The sequence below is a fragment of the Rhodoplanes elegans genome (genome assembly GCF_016653355.1).
Classification (GTDB): Bacteria; Pseudomonadota; Alphaproteobacteria; order Rhizobiales; family Xanthobacteraceae; genus Rhodoplanes; species Rhodoplanes elegans.
In genome coordinates this window covers 44,137-61,054 of sequence record NZ_NHSK01000092.1, presented here as the reverse complement: position 1 = coordinate 61,054, position 16,918 = coordinate 44,137, and the positions used below count along the sequence as shown (strand labels likewise).

General features: G+C 70.0%; 15 protein-coding genes and 1 pseudogene. 13 read left to right on the top strand and 3 right to left on the bottom strand.

The window, feature by feature from the left end:
* Window positions 1-29 precede the first annotated feature (29 nt).
* Together CCR97_RS12550 and CCR97_RS12545 are read right to left on the bottom strand one after the other, a co-directional pair.
* Window positions 30-683: a hypothetical protein gene (locus CCR97_RS12550; RefSeq protein ID WP_201159530.1), complete on the bottom strand. Its 654-nt coding sequence runs from the start codon at window positions 681-683 to the stop codon at window positions 30-32.
* A gap of 500 nt (window positions 684-1,183) precedes the next feature.
* Window positions 1,184-2,288: pseudogene (locus CCR97_RS12545) on the bottom strand (PQQ-dependent sugar dehydrogenase).
* A gap of 202 nt (window positions 2,289-2,490) precedes the next feature.
* Between CCR97_RS12545 and miaA the strand changes: the two are divergent.
* Complete coding sequence (miaA, locus tag CCR97_RS12540) at window positions 2,491-3,435, top strand: tRNA (adenosine(37)-N6)-dimethylallyltransferase MiaA (RefSeq protein ID WP_111358370.1); 945 nt, start codon at window positions 2,491-2,493, stop codon at window positions 3,433-3,435.
* Here miaA and CCR97_RS12535 read toward each other — a convergent pair.
* Window positions 3,320-4,240 (bottom strand): protein-methionine-sulfoxide reductase heme-binding subunit MsrQ, encoded by a 921-nt coding sequence (locus CCR97_RS12535; protein ID WP_111358364.1) that lies wholly within the window; start codon window positions 4,238-4,240, stop codon window positions 3,320-3,322. The genes miaA and CCR97_RS12535 overlap by 116 nt on opposite strands.
* Window positions 4,241-4,693: 453 nt before the next feature.
* Between CCR97_RS12535 and CCR97_RS12530 the strand changes: the two genes are divergently transcribed.
* The 12 genes from CCR97_RS12530 to CCR97_RS12475 all read left to right on the top strand — a co-directional run bounded on the left by CCR97_RS12530 (window position 4,694) and on the right by CCR97_RS12475 (window position 16,785).
* Complete coding sequence (locus CCR97_RS12530; protein WP_111358371.1) at window positions 4,694-6,454, top strand: acetolactate synthase 3 large subunit; 1,761 nt, start codon at window positions 4,694-4,696, stop codon at window positions 6,452-6,454.
* A 71-nt stretch (window positions 6,455-6,525) separates the two neighbouring features.
* Window positions 6,526-7,086: an acetolactate synthase small subunit gene (gene ilvN, locus CCR97_RS12525; protein WP_111358366.1), complete on the top strand. Its 561-nt coding sequence runs from the start codon at window positions 6,526-6,528 to the stop codon at window positions 7,084-7,086.
* Window positions 7,087-7,213: 127 nt separating this feature from the next.
* On the top strand, window positions 7,214-7,549 hold the full coding sequence (locus CCR97_RS12520; RefSeq protein WP_111358367.1) for an AbrB/MazE/SpoVT family DNA-binding domain-containing protein: 336 nt from the start codon (window positions 7,214-7,216) through the stop codon (window positions 7,547-7,549).
* Window positions 7,530-7,892: a type II toxin-antitoxin system PemK/MazF family toxin gene (locus CCR97_RS12515; RefSeq protein ID WP_111358368.1), complete on the top strand. Its 363-nt coding sequence runs from the start codon at window positions 7,530-7,532 to the stop codon at window positions 7,890-7,892. Before CCR97_RS12520 ends, CCR97_RS12515 begins: the two co-directional genes overlap by 20 nt.
* 154 nt (window positions 7,893-8,046) lie before the next feature.
* Window positions 8,047-9,066 (top strand): ketol-acid reductoisomerase, encoded by a 1,020-nt coding sequence (gene ilvC, locus CCR97_RS12510; protein ID WP_111358369.1) that lies wholly within the window; start codon window positions 8,047-8,049, stop codon window positions 9,064-9,066.
* 404 nt (window positions 9,067-9,470) lie between these two features.
* A complete protein-coding gene (locus CCR97_RS12505; protein ID WP_111360668.1) occupies window positions 9,471-10,508 on the top strand; it encodes an ABC transporter substrate-binding protein in 1,038 nt (345 codons plus the stop codon).
* A 290-nt stretch (window positions 10,509-10,798) separates the two neighbouring features.
* Entirely contained in the window at window positions 10,799-11,674 is an 876-nt protein-coding gene (locus CCR97_RS12500) for an EamA family transporter (RefSeq protein ID WP_111360020.1), read from the top strand.
* An 84-nt stretch (window positions 11,675-11,758) separates the two neighbouring features.
* Window positions 11,759-12,607 carry a pyridoxal kinase PdxY gene (gene pdxY, locus CCR97_RS12495; protein WP_111360021.1) on the top strand — a complete coding sequence of 283 codons (849 nt, stop codon included), beginning with the start codon at window positions 11,759-11,761 and terminating at the stop codon, window positions 12,605-12,607.
* A 5-nt stretch (window positions 12,608-12,612) separates the two neighbouring features.
* A complete protein-coding gene (locus CCR97_RS12490) occupies window positions 12,613-13,512 on the top strand; it encodes a PhzF family phenazine biosynthesis protein (protein WP_111360023.1) in 900 nt (299 codons plus the stop codon).
* 55 nt (window positions 13,513-13,567) lie between these two features.
* Window positions 13,568-14,263 carry an NUDIX hydrolase gene (locus CCR97_RS12485; protein WP_111360022.1) on the top strand — a complete coding sequence of 232 codons (696 nt, stop codon included), beginning with the start codon at window positions 13,568-13,570 and terminating at the stop codon, window positions 14,261-14,263.
* Between the two features lie 400 nt (window positions 14,264-14,663).
* Complete coding sequence (locus tag CCR97_RS12480; protein WP_111360438.1) at window positions 14,664-15,734, top strand: substrate-binding domain-containing protein; 1,071 nt, start codon at window positions 14,664-14,666, stop codon at window positions 15,732-15,734.
* 19 nt (window positions 15,735-15,753) lie between these two features.
* Window positions 15,754-16,785: an ABC transporter substrate-binding protein gene (locus tag CCR97_RS12475; RefSeq protein ID WP_111360437.1), complete on the top strand. Its 1,032-nt coding sequence runs from the start codon at window positions 15,754-15,756 to the stop codon at window positions 16,783-16,785.
* The last annotated feature ends 133 nt before the right edge of the window (window positions 16,786-16,918 follow it).

The following is a 16,918-nucleotide window of genomic DNA, read 5'->3' as shown; positions in this document are numbered from 1 at the left end:
CGTCGTGCCTTGCGCCGTCGCGGCGTCGGTCAGGCGGCGGCGCTGCCCGTGCCGGGTCGGCTGTCGCCGGCGCCGGCTTTCGTGGCCGCTCGCTCGGCGGTGGCCCGCTCGGCGGTGGCCCGCTCGGCGGTGGCCCGCGCCCAGCCCAGCATCGTCTCGATCCCGGTGTGGAACGCCTCCGCCTGGAGAAGCGCGAGGTGCTGGGGCGTGCGATGGCGCATGAAGGCGGTCATGCGATCGCCCGACAACACATCGAGATAGCGCCGCGTCCACTCGGAAAAGTCGGTCGAGGCGCGCAGCGCCGCTCCGAGGAGCTCGGCATTCGAGCGCGCGACCATGTCGAGATGGGCGCGGGCGCAGGCGTTCATGTGCGTCGTCATCTCGGCGCCGACCGCGAGCATGTTCCGCGCCATGGCGGTGTTCTGCTGGAACAGATCGGCGCCGGTCCGTGCCGCGACGGCGACGGCCGCACCACTTGCGCCGGCAGCTGGCGGGGCGCTGCCGGGGACGTCTGAGATGGCCCGGCGGGACGGGAGCGGCGTCGGCACCCATTGCCCGATGGTGAAGACGCCGGGGGCCGGACCGGTGTCGTCCGGAACGCTGGGCGGCGCCTCGCCGGGCGCCAGCACGATCGGGGGTGGGACGGTCTCGACCGCCTGGTCGAGAGACGCATGCTGGTCCATCGTGGTCTCCATCGCGGGTGACGTCAGACTTCCGGCATTCCGACTTCTTTATCGCGCATCAATTCCCGATTCTCGTGACGGTTTTGCGGTCGGGGGATTCAATCCAGGCGCGCCGGCTCAGTTCCGTATTACCTCTGAATTTCTTGCGGCGGCCCGTTCTGGACGCGACGCCGCGCCGAAAAGTCTCAGCATTCACGCCGAACGAGGATGCGGCACGACAGCGCTGCCGGGAGGCCCGGCACCGTCCCGTGACATCGCCCCGCCCTGCGGAGGTGGACGCCAGTCGGTCCCCGGACCGTGGTGAAAACGTTTTCACCATCGCGAAGGTGGTCGGAGAAACGGCCTCTGCGACGGCCACATGGTTCGAGACGCGGCCTGCGGCCGCTCCTCACCATGAGGGTCGATTCACCGTGAGGGGCGACGTCGCGCCGACGGTCTATGTCGGGACGACGGGTGCGTTGTGCGCTGTGCCGCCGCGCAGCGGTCCGGGCGGGGCCGATTCACTCGGCCGGGGTAATCCGCAGGATGCGGCCGTCGTCCTCGTCGGTGGTGACCAGGACCTCGCCGTCGAGGCCCTGCCGGACGTTGCGGATGCGGGTGCCGAGCGGGATGCGCTCCTCGGCCGCCACGGCCTCGCCGTCGAGCGTGAGGCGGACGAGGCCGCGCGCGGTCAGGCCGCTGATCAAGAGGCTGCCGCGCCAGCCGGGGATGCGGTCGCCCGTGTAGAAGGTCATGCCGGAGGGCGAGATCACCGGCGTCCAGTGGCGGACCGCGTCGGCGAACTCCGGCCGGGTCGGCGGGTTCGGGATCGGGCGGCCGTCGTAATGCGTGCCCCAGCTCACCAGCGGCCAGCCGTAGTTCTTGCCAGCCTGCGGGATGTTCAGCTCGTCGCCGCCGCGCGGCCCCATCTCGGTCGTCCACAGGACGCCGGTGTCGGGGTGGATGGCGCCGCCGAGCGGGTTGCGGTGGCCGTAGGACCAGATCTCCGGGCGGACGTTCTTCTGGTTCACGAAGGGGTTGTCGTCCGGCACCGAGCCGTCGGGGCGAATCCGCACCACCTTGCCGAGATGGGTGCCGAGATCCTGGGCGGGATCGAACTTGAAGCGCTCACCGAGCGTCACGAACAGCGTGCCGTCGCGCCGGAAGGCGATGCGCGAGCCGAAATGGTTGCCGCCCGAGACCTTCGGGAGCTGGCGGAAGATCACCCGCACGTCCTCGAGCGCGCCGTCGCCGAGCCGGGCACGCGCCACCGCGGCCCCGGCGCCGCCGCCGTCGCCTGGCTCCGCATAGGTGATGTAGACGGTGCGGTTGTTCGCGAAGTCCGGGTCGAGGGCGACGTCGTGCAGGCCGCCCTGGCTCTGGGCGAACACGGCCGGCACGCCCTTCAGGGGCGGCGAGACGGTGCCGTCGCGTGCCACCATGCGCAGCCGTCCGGCCCGCTCGGTGACCAGACGGGTGGTCGAGCCCGCCCGCGACGGTGCGCACCAGCAGCGGCCCGGAGCGGCTGTCGATCCGGCGCTCCGCCGTGCCCTGGGACTGTGCCTGGGCCCCGCCGCTGAGTAGGCTCAGGGCGAGGAGGGCGGTCGCGGTCGATCGCGGTCGCATCGGGGGCTCCTGTTCGTGGCGGCGGTGGCCGACCTCAACTCGGCGGCCCGAGCGGCCGTTCCGGCCGCGCCGCCGTGTCGCGACCGGCCGGGTCCGGTGGAAGACTTTTCGCTGTGTGCGGCGGCAGCGTGACGGGCCGGCCTGTGGTAAGGGGGCGGCCCGCCGCCCCGGCGGCTCCCGACCCGGTTCTTTGCGCGACACCATGCCCGCCCTCGACGCCATCCTGATCGCCGGACCGACCGCGAGCGGCAAGTCGGCGCTCGCCCTGGCGTTGGCCGAAACGCTCGGCGGCGTGGTCATCAATGCCGACTCGATGCAGGTCTATGGCGATCTGCGCATCATCACGGCGCGCCCCACCCCGGACGAGGAGGCGCGCGTGCCGCATCGCCTCTACGGCCATGTCGACGCCGCGGTGAATTTCTCCGTCGGCCACTATCTGCGCGATGCGCGGACCGTGCTCGCCGACGTGCGGGCGGCGGGGCGCCTGCCGATCTTCTGCGGCGGCACCGGGCTCTACTTCAAGGCGCTGACCAGAGGTCTGTCACGGGTGCCGCCAGTGCCGTCGGACGTCCGTGATCTGGTCCGCGAAAAATTGGAAAGGCTCGGGCCGGAGGGACTTCACGCGGCACTCGCCGAACACGATGCCGGCGAGGCGGGGCGCCTGCAGCCACGCGACCGGCTGCGGGTCGCCCGCGCCCTCGAGGTGCTGCTGGCGACCGGCCGGCCGTTGTCGGCCTGGCACGGCGAGACCGATCCGCCGCTGCTCGACCCGGCCCGGGTGCTGACCGCCTTCCTGGCGCCGGACCGCGCCGCCCTCTACGCCCGCATCGACGCGCGCTTCGTCCGCATGATGGAGGAGGGCGCCCTGGAGGAGGTCCGGGCGCTCGGGGCGAGGCAGCTCGACCCGCTGCTGCCGGCCATGCGGGCGCATGGCGTGCCGGGCCTGCTCGCTTATCTCTCCGGTACCCTGTCGCGCGAGGCGGCGATCGAGAAGGGGCAGGCGGACACCCGCCACTATGCCAAGCGCCAGTTCACCTGGTTCCGCCACCAGCTCCCGGACTGGCCGTGGCTCGCGCCGGAAGCGGCGCGCGACGATCTGTTGCGCCGCGCAGCGGCTTTCCCGACGGTATCTTGCCGACCGGAATAATGGCGCGCAGCGCCGCCAGGATCGCGATGGCGAGGCCGACGACGAGCACCCAGGCGGCCGGGCGCAGGCCGAAGGCGACGTCGAGATTGGCGGTGAGCACCAGGGTCGGGTCGACCCCCGTGGTGACGCCGTACCACGCCGCCTCGCCGAGCGCGGTCATGATCGCGGCGGCGATCGCGAGCAGTCCGAGGCGCAGCGGGCCGAGGTCGCCGGCAGTGCGGTAGGCGACGCGGTACAGCAGCAGCCACGCCAAAAAGCCCGCCATCATGATCGACTCGGTGATGTCGAGCTTGGTCTGCATGAGGAAGTGCAGGATCGCCAGCATCGCGATCGGATAGGCGAGGCGGTGCAGGGCCGCCCAGCGCGGGCCGCCGAGCCGGCGCACCATGCCGTCCGTGGAGGTGATCGCCAGCGCGGTCAGGCCGAGGAACGCCACGAAGCCGATGGTGAGATAGACGCGCAGCGCGATCTCGCTGGCGATCTTCACCGCGTCGAGCTTCTGGTCGAAGCAGTACAGGGTCAGGTGCAGGGCCGCATAGGCGAAGGCCGCCACGCCGATGGTCCGCCGGGTCAGGATCAACTTCGGGGCCGAGAAGACGCGCCGGGCCGGCGTCACGGCGAGCGACAGCAGGAGGAAGCGCACCGCCCACGAGCCGGTCTGGTGGATCGCCTCGTTGAACGGCCGCGGCCCGAGCCCGCCCGTGGCGGTGAGCCAGGCGAGCCAAACGGCGGGTAGCCAGACGAGGACGAAGGCGACGATCTTCGGGGCCGACCAGCGGCCGTTGCGTTCACGCAGAAAGGGCATGCAGAACCTCGGGGGTGGAAACGACCCTGACGGCCGGCGGCCGCGCCGGCAAGCCCGACGCGCCGCCGCAGGCGATCACGGCCGATCACGAACGCCGGAGCGAGACCGCCCGCAGTCGGCGCCGCGGGGCGCACTCGAAATCGTCATACGAAGCGCGGATTTGCGGTGTTACGTCCTTGACCCCGAAAGGGGCCTCCTCTATAAGGCCGGCAACTTTAGACGCGAAGAGATCGATCATGCGCAATATTGTTTCGCTGCTCATCGTAGGCGGGCGCGCCATCCGGGGATCGTCCTGAACGATCCGGCCGGGATGGCGTGCTGCACACAAGGGCCCTGGCGGCCCTTTTTTCATTCCTGAAGCACGTCCAAGAACCCCTTACCGAACCCGAACCACAGTTTGTCCCGAAAGACCGGCCGATGACGGCCGAGGCGAGACACGAGGCGGAGAAAGCCATGACCAAGGAGATGACCGGCGCCGAGATGATCATCCAGGCGCTGATCGACCAGGGGGTCGAGCACATCTTCGGCTATCCGGGCGGCGCGGTGCTGCCGATCTACGACGCGCTGTTCCACCAGGACAAGGTGCGCCACGTGCTGGTGCGCCACGAGCAGGGCGCCGTGCACGCGGCCGAGGGCTATGCGCGCTCGACCGGCAAGGTCGGCTGCGTGCTCGTCACCTCGGGCCCCGGCGCCACCAACGCCGTCACGGGCCTCGCCGACGCGCTGTGCGACTCGATCCCGATCGTCTGCATCACGGGCCAGGTGCCGACCCATCTGATCGGCAACGACGCCTTCCAGGAGTGCGACACGGTCGGCATCACCCGGCCCTGCACCAAGTACAACACCCTGGTGAAGAGCATCGAGGAGCTGCCGCGGGTCCTGCACGAGGCGTTCCACATCGCGGCGAGCGGCCGACCCGGCCCGGTCGTCATCGACGTGCCGAAGGACATCCAGTTCGCCACCGGCACCTACTCGCGGCCGAAGGCGTTCGCGCATCGCGGCTACGCGCCGAAGCCGAAGCCCGATCCGCGCCGCATCGAGGAGGCGGTGGCGCTGATGCGCACCGCGCGGCGGCCGGTGTTCTACACGGGCGGCGGCGTCATCAACTCGGGCCGCAAGGCGACCGAGCTGCTGCGCCAGCTGGTCCGCGTCACCGGCTTCCCGATCACCTCGACCCTGATGGGGCTCGGCGCCTATCCGGCGTCCGATCCGCAGTGGCTCGGCATGCTCGGCATGCACGGCACCTACGAGGCCAACCTGACGATGCACGAGTGCGACCTGATGATCTGCATCGGGGCGCGCTTCGACGACCGCATCACCGGCCGGCTCGACGCCTTCGCGCCCGGGTCGCGAAAAATCCATGTCGACATCGACCCGTCGTCGATCAACAAGAACGTCAAGGTCGACGTGCCGATCCTCGGCGACTGCACCGAAGTTCTGGAGGAGATGCTGCGGCTGTGGACGGCGCAGCCGGGCGACGCCCACGGCGCCGCGCACAAGACCTGGTGGAAGCGGATCGAGGGCTGGCGGGCCCGCAAGAGCCTCGCCTACAAGGCTTCGACCGAGGTGATCAAGCCGCAATACGCGATCCAGCGGCTCTACGAGCTGACCAAGGACCGCGACACCTACATCACCACCGAGGTCGGCCAGCATCAGATGTGGGCCGCGCAGTTCTACGGCTTCGAGGAGCCGAACCGCTGGATGACCTCCGGCGGCCTCGGCACCATGGGCTACGGCATCCCGGCCGCGGTCGGCGTGCAGCTCGCCCATCCGGGCGCGCTCGTCGTCGACATCGCCGGCGAGGCGTCGGTGCTGATGACCATGCAGGAGATGTCGACCGCGGTGCAGTACCGGCTGCCGATCAAGATCTTCATCCTCAACAACCACTACATGGGGATGGTCCGGCAGTGGCAGGAGCTGCTGCACGGCGGCCGCTACTCGCAGAGCTACTCGGAGGCGCTGCCCGACTTCGTCAAGCTCGCCGAGGCCTATCACGGCGTCGGCATGCGCTGCGAGAAGCCGGGCGATCTCGACGCCGCCATCAAGGAGATGATCGCGGTCGACAAGCCGGTGATCTTCGACTGCGTGGTCGATCCGTCGGAGAACTGCTTCCCGATGATCCCGTCGGGTCGCGCCCACAACGAGATGCTTCTGGGTGACGCCGCCGAAAAGCTCGACGAGGCGATCACCGAGGAAGGCAAGATGCTGGTCTGAGACCTGATCATCACGCACCCCGCTCCGGCGGAGCGGGGTGGATGTCATTCGGGGCAGGGAATTTTCTCATCATGAACGCCATCACGCCGACCTCCGGCAGCACCTCGCACTATCCGTCCGCCCACGTGGCGCAGGCGATCGAGACCCACACGCTCGCCGTCATCGTTGACAACGAGCCGGGCGTGCTCGCCCGCGTCATCGGCCTGTTCTCGGGTCGCGGCTACAACATCGAGAGCCTGACGGTGTCCGAGACCGAGCACCAGAAGCACCTGTCGCGCATCACCGTGGTGACGCGCGGCACGCCGATGGTGATCGAGCAGATCAAGAACCAGCTCGACCGCATGGTGCCGGTGCACCGGGTCGTCGACATGACCGTGTCGGCCCGCTCGATCGAGCGCGAGCTCGCCATGGTCAAGGTGCGCGGCAAGGGCGATCACCGGGTCGAGGCGCTGCGCCTCGCCGACGCCTTCAAGGCGCGCGTCATCGACGCGACGATCGAGAGCTTCGTGTTCGAGATCACGGGCGGGGCCGAGAAGATCGACCAGTTCGTCAGCCTGATGCTGCCGCTCGGACTGGTCGAGGTCTCCCGCACCGGCGTCGTCGCCATCGCGCGGGGCCCGGAAGGGATGTGAGGCGGCGGCGCGCTCACCGGCGCGCCGGCTCGATGCTTCCCTCTCCCCGCGGGGAGAGGCGTCAGGCGGCGCCAGCCGTGGACGTCTTGCCGGTTCGGATATACATTGTGTATCCGAAGAGGATGCCATGAAGGTCAAGGTCTCGAAATGGGGCAACAGCCTCGGGGTGCGGCTGCCGAAGGCGGCCGCCGAGGCCGCGGGCCTCACCGAGGGCAGCGAGGTCGACGTGGTGGTCGAGGGGCGCGAGCTGCGGCTGAAGCCGGCGACCACGCGGGTCGGATACACGCGCTATCGGCTCGCCGACCTCGTCGCCGAGGCGAAGCGGCTCGGCCCCGAGAACGAGCCGCCGACCGTCGACTGGGGGCCGGACCGCGGGGAGGAGATTCTGCCCGAGGACGAGTATTCGCGCGGCGAGATCACGTTCGAGGATCTGACCAGAAACAATGCTCCCCGAAAGCGGTGACATCGCCTGGGTCGAGCTCGACCCGGTGCTCGGAACCGAGCAGGCCGGCCGCCGGCCGGCGCTCGTGCTGAGCGATCGTGCCTATCACGAGATATCGCGACGCAGCATCGTCTGCCCGATCTCGTCGCGGACGAAGCCGTGGAGCTTCAACGTCCCGCTCCCCGAAGGGCTGCAAACCCGAGGCGTCGTGCTGGTCGATCAGATCCGCAGCGTCTCCCGCGAGCACCGCATGTTCGGCGTCATCGAGCACGTGCCCGACAGCGTCCTGCTCGACGTCCGCGGCGTGCTGGTCGCACTGCTCGGGCTCGACAGTGTCCCGATCGCGCCCGGCCCGTCGCCGTGAGAATTCAGGACGGAACGGCATAGGACTTCCGCGGTTGTCGGGCTTGTCCCGGTCCCGCGTACCTCTTAAGAACCCACCCACGGCAGCCCGGTTCTCGGGGCCTGCCGGACCCGCAACGACCAGGGCGGCCGGCCCGCCGAGAAGGGGAATTCCCATGCGTGTCTATTACGATCGCGACGCCGATCTCAATCTGATCAAGACCAAGAAGGTCGCGATCGTCGGCTTCGGCAGCCAGGGCCACGCCCATGCGCTCAACCTGCGCGACTCCGGCGTGAAGAACGTCGCCGTCGCCTTGCGCCCGGGCTCCGCCAGCGCCAAGAAGGCCGAGGCCATGGGCCTGCCGGTGATGACGGTCGCCGAGGCCGCCAAGTGGGCCGACGTGATGATGATGCTGACGCCGGACGAGCTGCAGGCCGACATCTACGCGGCCGAGATCGCGCCCAACATCCGTTCGGGCGCCGCGCTGATGTTCGCGCACGGCCTCAACGTCCACTTCAACCTGATCGACCCGAAGAAGGACGTCGACGTCCTGATGGTGGCGCCGAAGGGCCCCGGCCACACGGTGCGGGCCGAGTACGCGCGCGGCGCCGGCGTGCCGTGCCTGCTCGCCATCCACCAGGATCCGTCGGGCAACGCCCACGATATCGGCCTCTCCTACGCCTCGGCGATCGGCGGCGGCCGCGCCGGCATCATCGAGACCACGTTCCAGGAAGAGTGCGAGACCGATCTGTTCGGTGAGCAGGCGGTGCTGTGCGGCGGCGCCGTGGAGCTGATGAAGGCCGGCTTCGAGACGCTGGTCGAGGCCGGCTACGCGCCCGAGATGGCCTATTTCGAGTGCGTCCACGAGCTCAAGCTGATCGTCGACCTCATCTACGAGGGCGGCATCGCCAACATGAACTACTCGATCTCCAACACGGCCGAGTACGGCGAGTACAAGTCGGGCCCGCGCCTGATCACGGCCGAGACCAAGGCCGAGATGAAGAAGGTGCTGGCCGACATCCAGTCGGGCGCCTTCGTGAAGGACTGGATGCTCGAGAACAAGGTCAACCAGGCCTCGTTCAAGGCGATCCGCGCCAACAATGCCAAGCATCAGATCGAGCAGGTCGGCGCCAAGCTGCGCGAGATGATGCCGTGGATCAAAGAACGCGCCATGGTCGACAAGAGCAAGAACTGAGCGGACCCGTCCGCGGGCTCGCCTGGACCTGAATTTTGCGAAGGGTCGCCGTGAGGCGGCCCTTTTTCGTGTGTGACGCCACGTGTCTGCGACGCGCTTCACCTCTCCCCGCGCGCGGGGAGAGGTCGACGCTCGCGCGATCAGCGCGGACGTCGGGTGAGGGGGCGTCTCCGCGAGTCTCGAAGTCTCGGTGTGCGGAAGCGCCCCCTCACCCGACTCGCCTCTGCGCGGCGAGCGCGCGGCGGGGAGAGGGAACCGGCGCGCGCCGCCGCCCGACAACGACATGGCAGCCTCTTTGATTCCGGTTGAATCCCGCGCCGCCGCCCGATATCGACGAAGATCAACAAGGGCTCGCCAAGGGTCCGGGGACCCACGTGCCCGCCGAATGTCCACGGGAGGACTGCATGAGGCTGAAGACCCTGGCCGTCGCCGCTGCGGCGGTGCTCGCCGCGCTCGCCGCTCCGCTGTCGCCGGCCGCCGCGCAGAGCGCGCCGGCGCCCGAGAAGCCGAAGCTGGTGCTCGGTGTCGGCGGCAAGAACCTCCTCTACTACCTGCCCCTCACGCTCGCCGAGAAGCTCGGCTACTTCAAGGAGCAGGGCCTCGACGTGACGATCACGGACTTCGGCGGCGGCGCCAAGTCGCTGCAGTCGCTGATCGGCGGCTCGGCCGACGTCGTCACCGGCGCCTACGAGCACACGATCCGGATGCAGGCGAAGGGCCAGGAGATCCGCGCCGTCGCCGAGCTCGGCCGCTTCCCCGGCATCGTGCTCGCGGTCCGCAAGGACAAGGCGGCGCAGGTGAAGTCGTTCAAGGACCTGAAGGGCATGAAGATCGGCGTCACGGCGCCGGGCTCGTCGACCAACTTCTTCCTGAACGCGTTGATCGCCAAGGACGGCCTGAAGTCGACCGATGTCTCGATCATCGGGGTCGGCGCCGGCATGTCGGCGGTCGCCGCGATGAAGAAGGGCGAGCTCGACGCCATCTCCAATCTCGATCCCGTCATCACCAAGCTGGTGCAGGACGGCGACGTGGTGGTGATGGCCGACAGCCGCACCGAGGCCGACAACGAGAAGCTGCTCGGCGGCAACAACCCGGCCGCGGTCGTCTATCTCAAGGCCGACTTCATCGAGAAGAACCCGGAGACCACCCAGCGCATCGTCAACGCGTTCTACAAGACGCTGCAATGGCTCAAGACCGCGACCCCCGAGGACGTCGCCAAGACGGTGCCGGAGGAGTACCACCTCGGCGACCGCGGCCTCTACATGGCGGCCTTCACGGCGTCGAAGCCGATGTACTCGACCACCGGCATCATCCCGGAGAAGGGCATGCAGAACGCCCTCGACATGCTGGTGCAGTTCGACGACGAGATGAAGAGCGCCAAGATCGACCTCAAGCGCACCTTCGACGACCGCTTCGTGAAGAAGGCCGCCGGCACGATGTGAGCCGACGAGTCTCTGACTCGTCATGCCCGCGCTTGTCGCGGGCATCCACGTCTTACTGTCGATCGGACAGCGAAGGTCGTGGATGGCCGGGACGAGCCCGGCCATGACGAGGCGGCGGTTCGTGTTTCGACCGATGGGCTTGACCTCGCCGCCCGCTCGGAGGAGACCGGGGCTGCCGCGCGTGCCGACGCGCGCGGCGTCCGGGTGGAGGGGCTGCGGCCCGCGGCCGGAGCACCCCCACGCGGCCGGGCGCCAGCGCCCGGACCGCACGCCGGACGGCACGCCCCGCAATGTACGCCCCCCGTCTCACCTTGCCGCACACGCTGCTGGCGCTTCTCGTCGCCGGCATCTGGGGCGTCGCCTTCGTCTTCACCAAGCTCGGGCTCGACAGCTTCTCGCCGCTCGTTCTCACGACGCTGCGCTTCGCGACCTCGGCGCTGCCGCTCCTGGTGGTGCCGCGCCCGCGGATCGCCCTGTCCGCGACGGTCGCCATCGGGCTGACGCTGTTCGTCGGCCAGTTCATGTTCCTGTTCCTCGGCATCACGCACGGCGTGCCGCCCGGCCTCGCCGCCGTGATCCTGCAGACCCAGTCGATGTTCACGGTGGCGCTCGCCGCCGCGATCTACCACCAGTATCCGACTGGCCGGCAGACCGTGTCGCTCGTCGTCGCGGCCGCCGGCCTCGCCTGCATCGGTGGCACGGTGGGGCAGGAGTTCGACGTGTGGGCGCTTCTGCTGATGCTCGGCTCGCCGCTCAGCTTCGCGGTCGGCAATCTCTTGCTGCGCAAGGCCGGGCAGAACGACATGGTGGCGCTGATGTCGTGGCTCAGCCTGGTGCCGCCGCTGCCGTGCCTCGCGCTCGCGCTCGCCCTCGAAGGACCGGCGGCGATCGGGCAGAGCCTCGTCGCGGCGCCGTGGATCGCCTGGGTCGCGGTGCTCTACCTCGCCTTCGCCGGCACCACGATCGCGTTCGCGGCGTGGGGCGCGCTGCTGCGCCGCTACGGCGTCGCCACCGTCGCGCCGTTCGCGCTGCTGGTGCCGTTCATCGGCGCGATCGCCTCGAGCCTCGTTTTCGGCGAGACCTTCGGCCCGCTGCGCCTCGCCGGCATGGCCCTCGTGCTCGTCGGCCTCGCCATCCTGATGGTGCCGACCCGCAAGCGCGCGTGAGGGCGCCGCCGGGATTTGCGCCGCCGGGCGCCACGCGCTAGGGGTTCGGCTCCGCTCCGACGCACTCCCGCCGATGCCATGCCCATGAACATCCTGTCGATCCAGTCGCACGTCGCCTACGGCCATGTCGGCAACGCCTCTGCCGTGTTCCCGCTGCAGCGGCTCGGCTGCGAGGTGTGGCCGATCCACACGGTGCAGTTCTCCAACCACACCGGCTACGGCGCCTGGAAGGGCCGCGTCTTCGACGGCGGCCTGATCGGCGAACTCCTGGAAGGCATCGCCGAGCGCGGCGCGCTGCCGCTGTGCGACGGCGTGTTGTCCGGCTACATGGGCGGCGCCGACATCGGCGAGGCGATCCTCGACGCGGTCGGCAAGGTGCGGGCCGCCAACCCGAAGGCGCGCTACTGCTGCGACCCGGTGATCGGCGACGTCGGCCGCGGCGTCTTCGTGCGGCCCGGCATTCCGGAGTTCATGCGGGCGCGCGCCGTGCCGGCCGCCGACATCATCACGCCCAACCAGTTCGAGCTGGAATATCTCGCCGACCGCACGACCGGCACGCTCGCCGACGCCGTGAAGGCGATCGAGATCGTCCATCTGCTCGGGCCGAAGGTGATCCTAGTGACGTCGCTGCACACGAACGAGACGCCGGCCGACGCGATCGATCTCTTGGCCTCCGGGCCGGACGGACGCTTCCGCCTGCGCACCGAGAAGCTCGACATCGCGATCAACGGCGCGGGCGACGCCATCGCGGCGCTGTTCTTCTTCCACTTCATGTCGACCGGCTCGACTGCCGAGGCGCTCTCGCGCGCCGGCTCGTCGATCTTCGGCCTGCTGAAGCGCACCGTCGCGGCGGGCTCGCGCGAGATCCTCACCGTCGCGGCGCAGGACGAGTTCGTGACGCCGTCGCGCGTCTTCACGGCCGAGCCGGTGTGATCACGATGGCGCGCCGCTTCGTCACGCTCGACGTGTTCACGGCCGAAAAGTTCGCCGGCAACCCGCTCGCCGTGGTGCTCGACGCCGAGGGGCTCGACACCGCCGCCATGCAGGCGATCGCGAAGGAGTTCGCGCTGTCCGAGACCGTGTTCGTGCTGCCGCCGGACGATCCCGGTCATCGCGCCCGGCTGCGCATCTTCACGCCGGCCCGCGAGCTGCCCTTCGCCGGGCATCCGACGGTCGGCACCGCGGTGCTGCTCGGCCGGCTCGACGGCGGCATCGGGCTGCGCGAGATCGTGGTGGAGGAGGGCGTCGGCCCGGTGCGTTGCACGGTAACGCCGCGCGACGCCGACCGCGGGACGGCGCGCTTCGACCTGCCGCGGCTGCCCGAGCCGGTGGCGGCCGCGCGGGATCCCGGGACGATCGCAGCGGCGCTCGGCCTCGCCGCGGGCGAGATCGGCTTCGGGAATTTCGTCGCGGAGGACTGGTCGGCCGGCGTCGCCTTCACGCTGGTGCCGCTCGCGAGCCGCGACGCGGTCGCCCGCGCGACGCCCGACATGCGGCACTGGGCGGCCGCCTTCGGGACGCAGGGGCATCCGGCCGCATTCGTGTTCAGCCGCGAGACCGCCGTGCCCGGCCACGCCTTCCATGCCCGCATGTTCGCCCCGAGCCTCGGCATCGCCGAGGACCCGGCGACCGGCGCCGCGGTCGCGGCCTTCGCCGGCGCCGTCGCCCGCCACGGCGGGCTCGGCGATGGGACACACACGCTGGTGATCGAGCAGGGTTTCGAGATGGGCCGGCCGAGCCTGATCACGTTGTCGCTGGTGTTGCGAGGCGGCGCGCTCGTCAGCGCAGCCATCGGCGGCGACGCCGTGGTGATGAGCGAGGGGCGGCTGCTCGTCTGATCTCGAGCGAGCGGGCGAGGGCGGTCATGGCGAAGGCGTTTCAGGACCAGATTCCGTGAACGACCTCGACGTGATTCCGATCGACGCCCTCGACCTCCGCCTGGAGCCGTTCGACTGGCCGTTCGCTGCCGCGCGGCGGGCCGAGATCGACGCCCATTTCGACGCGCTCCGGCGCCACCTGCCGCATGTCTGGAACGGCCGCGTGCTGCTGATGCGCGACTGGACCGTCGACGGCGGCACGCTGCGGGCGCGCCTGTTCGAGACCGACTATGCGAGCTTCATGGCGTGGCGCGACTGGGGCTGGCCGGACCCGACCGTGACCAACGCCTTCGCCATGGGCGCGCTGCGCGGCACCGACGGCGGCTTCCTGCTCGGCGAGATGGCGGCCGGCACGGCGAACCAGGGCCAGGTCTACTTCCCCTGCGGCACGCCGGATCCGAGCGATGCCCGCGGCGGCATCGTCGACTTCGCCGGCAGCGTCGTGCGCGAGATTTTCGAAGAGACCGGCATCGGTGCTGATGCCTACACGGCCGGTCCGTGGGCGATCGTGAAGGCCGGGCGGCTGCTCGCCGTCATCCGCCTGCTCGAGGCGCACACGACCACGGCCGCGCTGTGCGCGACGGCGCGTGCCCATATCGCGTCCGAGGTGGATCCCGAGTTGTCCGCCATCGTCGCCGCGCACGGCCCGGACGATCTCGGCCCCGGCGTCCTCGATTTCGTCCGGGCCTATCTTCTGCACGCCTGGGACTGAGCGCATCGGCGCCGAGACGAGTGCCAGGGCACAGACTCTCGATGGTCGTTGTCCACGCAGGCAACGGCTCTGGATGACTCGGTCATCCCGGGGCGCGAACCTTAAGGTTCGCGAGCCCGGGATCCATACGCCCGGTGTCGGTGACTCACGAAGACAGGGCGTATGGGTCCCGGGCTCGGCGCTTCGCGCCGCCCCGGGACGACGGAGCGTGCTGCAAAACCTCGCCCGTGCGGAGCACGACGAGGAGAGCTTCGAGCCTTGCCCCATCCCCTGTGAAGCCGAGTGACCGGCGTCGCCCCGACGTTGCACCGCGCCCCCGACCGCCTGTCGCGCCGCTGTCATGCAGCCTCGCTAGGGTGCTGGTGAAAACGTTTACACCAGCCTCGGCGCACGGCCGCTCATGGACCCCTCCGCGCTCTGCGACACTCCTGAGACAAGCGACGACGCGCCGCGGCGCGCGACGACCATCAAGGACGTCGCCAGAAAGGCGCGCTGCTCGATCGCCAGCGTGAGCCGTGTCGTCAACGACTCCGGCCCGGTGAGCGCGGCGCTGCGCCGGCGCATCGCGGCCGCCGTCGCCGAGCTCGACTTCCGGCCGAGCGAGGTCGGCCGCAGCCTGGTGCTCAAGCGCAGCCGCACCATCGGGGTGCTGGTGCCGAGCGTCACCAATCCGGTGTTCGCCGACTGCCTCGCAGGTCTCCAGGAGACGGCGCGCCGCGCCGGCCATGCGGTGCTGATCGCGCAGTCCGACTACGAGCCGGGCCGCGAGGTCGAGGCGATCGCGCCGCTGATCGCCGAGCGTCCCGCCGGCCTGGTGCTCACCGTCTGCGATCCGGCGGCGAGCGAGGCGAGGGTCCGCGCCGCGGCGGCCGGCATCCCGACCGTGCTCTTGTTCAACGAGGCGGGCGCGGCGGGCGACGCCGTCGTGACGGTCGACAATCGCGGCGCCGGGCGCGAGATCGCCGCGGCGCTGATCCGCCACGGCCATCGCCGCATCTCGTTCGTCGCCGGGCGTTTCGCCGCGTCGGACCGGGCGCGAGCACGTTACGAGGGCGTGTGCGACGTGCTCGCCGCCGCCGGGCTGCCGGTCGCGCCGCCGGTCGAGATCGACTTCATCGACGGGCCGGACCGCATCGACCTCTCCGAGCTGATGGCACAGTCGCGGCCGACCGCCATCGTCGCCTCCAACGATCTGCTGGCGATCGGCGTCGTCGCGGCGCTGTGCCGCCTCCGGCTTTCGGTGCCGGAGGACGTGTCGGTCGCCGGCTTCGACGGCATTGCCATCGGCCGGCTGATCGCGCCGGCGCTCGCCACCATCGAATGGCCGGCCCGCGCCATGGGCGCCGCCGCCGCCGCCATGCTGCTCGACCTCGTCGCCGGCAACGCCGCCACGGCGGCCCGCGTCGTGTCGCTGCCGCATCTGTTTCGCCCGGGCGGCACGCTCGCCGACGCCCAGAACGCTCCCCGCTGAGTCACCCACGGAGACCCTCATGACGACCCGCCGGATTGTTCTCGGCCTCGCCGCCGCGACGCTGCTCGCCACCCCGCTCCTGCCCGGCGTGCCGGCCGCACAGGCGCAGCAGGGCGGCACCGCGATCTGCTACAACTGCCCGCCGCAATGGGCCGACTGGGCCGCGATGCTGAAGGCGGTCCATCAAGACCTCGGCATCACCATGCCGCACGACAACAAGAACTCCGGCCAGGCGCTGTCGCAGATCCTCGCCGAGCGCGCGAGCCCCGTCGCCGACATGGCCTATTACGGCATCACGTTCGGCATCAAGGCGAAGGCCGAGGGCGTGACCGAGGCCTATCAGCCGGCGCTGTTCGACAAGATTCCCGACGGCCTGAAGGACAAGGACGGTCACTGGTGGACCGTGCATCAGGGCACGCTGGGTCTGTTCGTCAACGTCGACGCGCTGCGGGGCAAGCCCGTGCCGGCCTGCTGGGCCGATCTGAAGAAGCCCGATTACAAGGGTCTCGTCGGCTATCTGAACCCGACCTCGGCGGCGGTCGGCTATGTCGGTGCCATCGCGGTCAACCTGGCGCTCGGCGGCACGCTGGAGAACGTCGAGCCGGGACTCGCCTTCTTCAAGGAGCTCGCCAAGAACGATCCGATCGTGCCGCAGCAGACGTCCTATGCGCGCGTCGTCTCGGGCGAGATCCCGATCCTGTTCGACTACGACTTCAACGCCTACCGGGCGAAGTACACCGAGAAGGGCAAGTTCGCCTTCGTCATCCCGTGCGAGGGCTCGGTGTCGTTCCCCTATGTGATGACGCTGGTGAAGGGCGCGCCGCACGCCGCCGAGGCGAAGCGCGTGCTCGACTATCTGCTCTCCGACAAGGGCCAGCTCGTCTGGACCAACGCCTATCTGCGTCCGGCGCGCCCGATCGAGATGCCGGCCGAGGTGGCGGCCAAGTTCCTGCCCAAGACCGACTACGACCGCGTCAAGGACATCGACTGGGGCGCCGCCGAGAAGATCCAGAAGACGTTTTCCGACCGCTACCTCGCCGAGGTGCGGTGAGTCCAGCGCCAGCCGCGGACGCGGCGTGACCCTCTCCCTGAGGGTCGCGCTCTTGCGCGACAAGAGGGTCGGGCGCGAGCGCAGCTCGCGCGCGGGGTGAGGGTTTACGGCGCGAATTGTCTGGCCTCGGCAC

Coding starts and splice junctions, on each gene's coding strand:
- CCR97_RS12550 (WP_201159530.1), bottom strand. CDS start 683: ATGGACCAGCATGCGTCTCTCGACCAGGCGGTCGAGACCGTCCCACCC.
- miaA (WP_111358370.1), top strand. CDS start 2,491: ATGCCCGCCCTCGACGCCATCCTGATCGCCGGACCGACCGCGAGCGGC.
- CCR97_RS12535 (WP_111358364.1), bottom strand. CDS start 4,240: ATGCCCTTTCTGCGTGAACGCAACGGCCGCTGGTCGGCCCCGAAGATC.
- CCR97_RS12530 (WP_111358371.1), top strand. CDS start 4,694: ATGACCAAGGAGATGACCGGCGCCGAGATGATCATCCAGGCGCTGATC.
- ilvN (WP_111358366.1), top strand. CDS start 6,526: ATGAACGCCATCACGCCGACCTCCGGCAGCACCTCGCACTATCCGTCC.
- CCR97_RS12520 (WP_111358367.1), top strand. CDS start 7,214: ATGAAGGTCAAGGTCTCGAAATGGGGCAACAGCCTCGGGGTGCGGCTG.
- CCR97_RS12515 (WP_111358368.1), top strand. CDS start 7,530: ATGCTCCCCGAAAGCGGTGACATCGCCTGGGTCGAGCTCGACCCGGTG.
- ilvC (WP_111358369.1), top strand. CDS start 8,047: ATGCGTGTCTATTACGATCGCGACGCCGATCTCAATCTGATCAAGACC.
- CCR97_RS12505 (WP_111360668.1), top strand. CDS start 9,471: ATGAGGCTGAAGACCCTGGCCGTCGCCGCTGCGGCGGTGCTCGCCGCG.
- CCR97_RS12500 (WP_111360020.1), top strand. CDS start 10,799: ATGTACGCCCCCCGTCTCACCTTGCCGCACACGCTGCTGGCGCTTCTC.
- pdxY (WP_111360021.1), top strand. CDS start 11,759: ATGAACATCCTGTCGATCCAGTCGCACGTCGCCTACGGCCATGTCGGC.
- CCR97_RS12490 (WP_111360023.1), top strand. CDS start 12,613: ATGGCGCGCCGCTTCGTCACGCTCGACGTGTTCACGGCCGAAAAGTTC.
- CCR97_RS12480 (WP_111360438.1), top strand. CDS start 14,664: ATGGACCCCTCCGCGCTCTGCGACACTCCTGAGACAAGCGACGACGCG.
- CCR97_RS12475 (WP_111360437.1), top strand. CDS start 15,754: ATGACGACCCGCCGGATTGTTCTCGGCCTCGCCGCCGCGACGCTGCTC.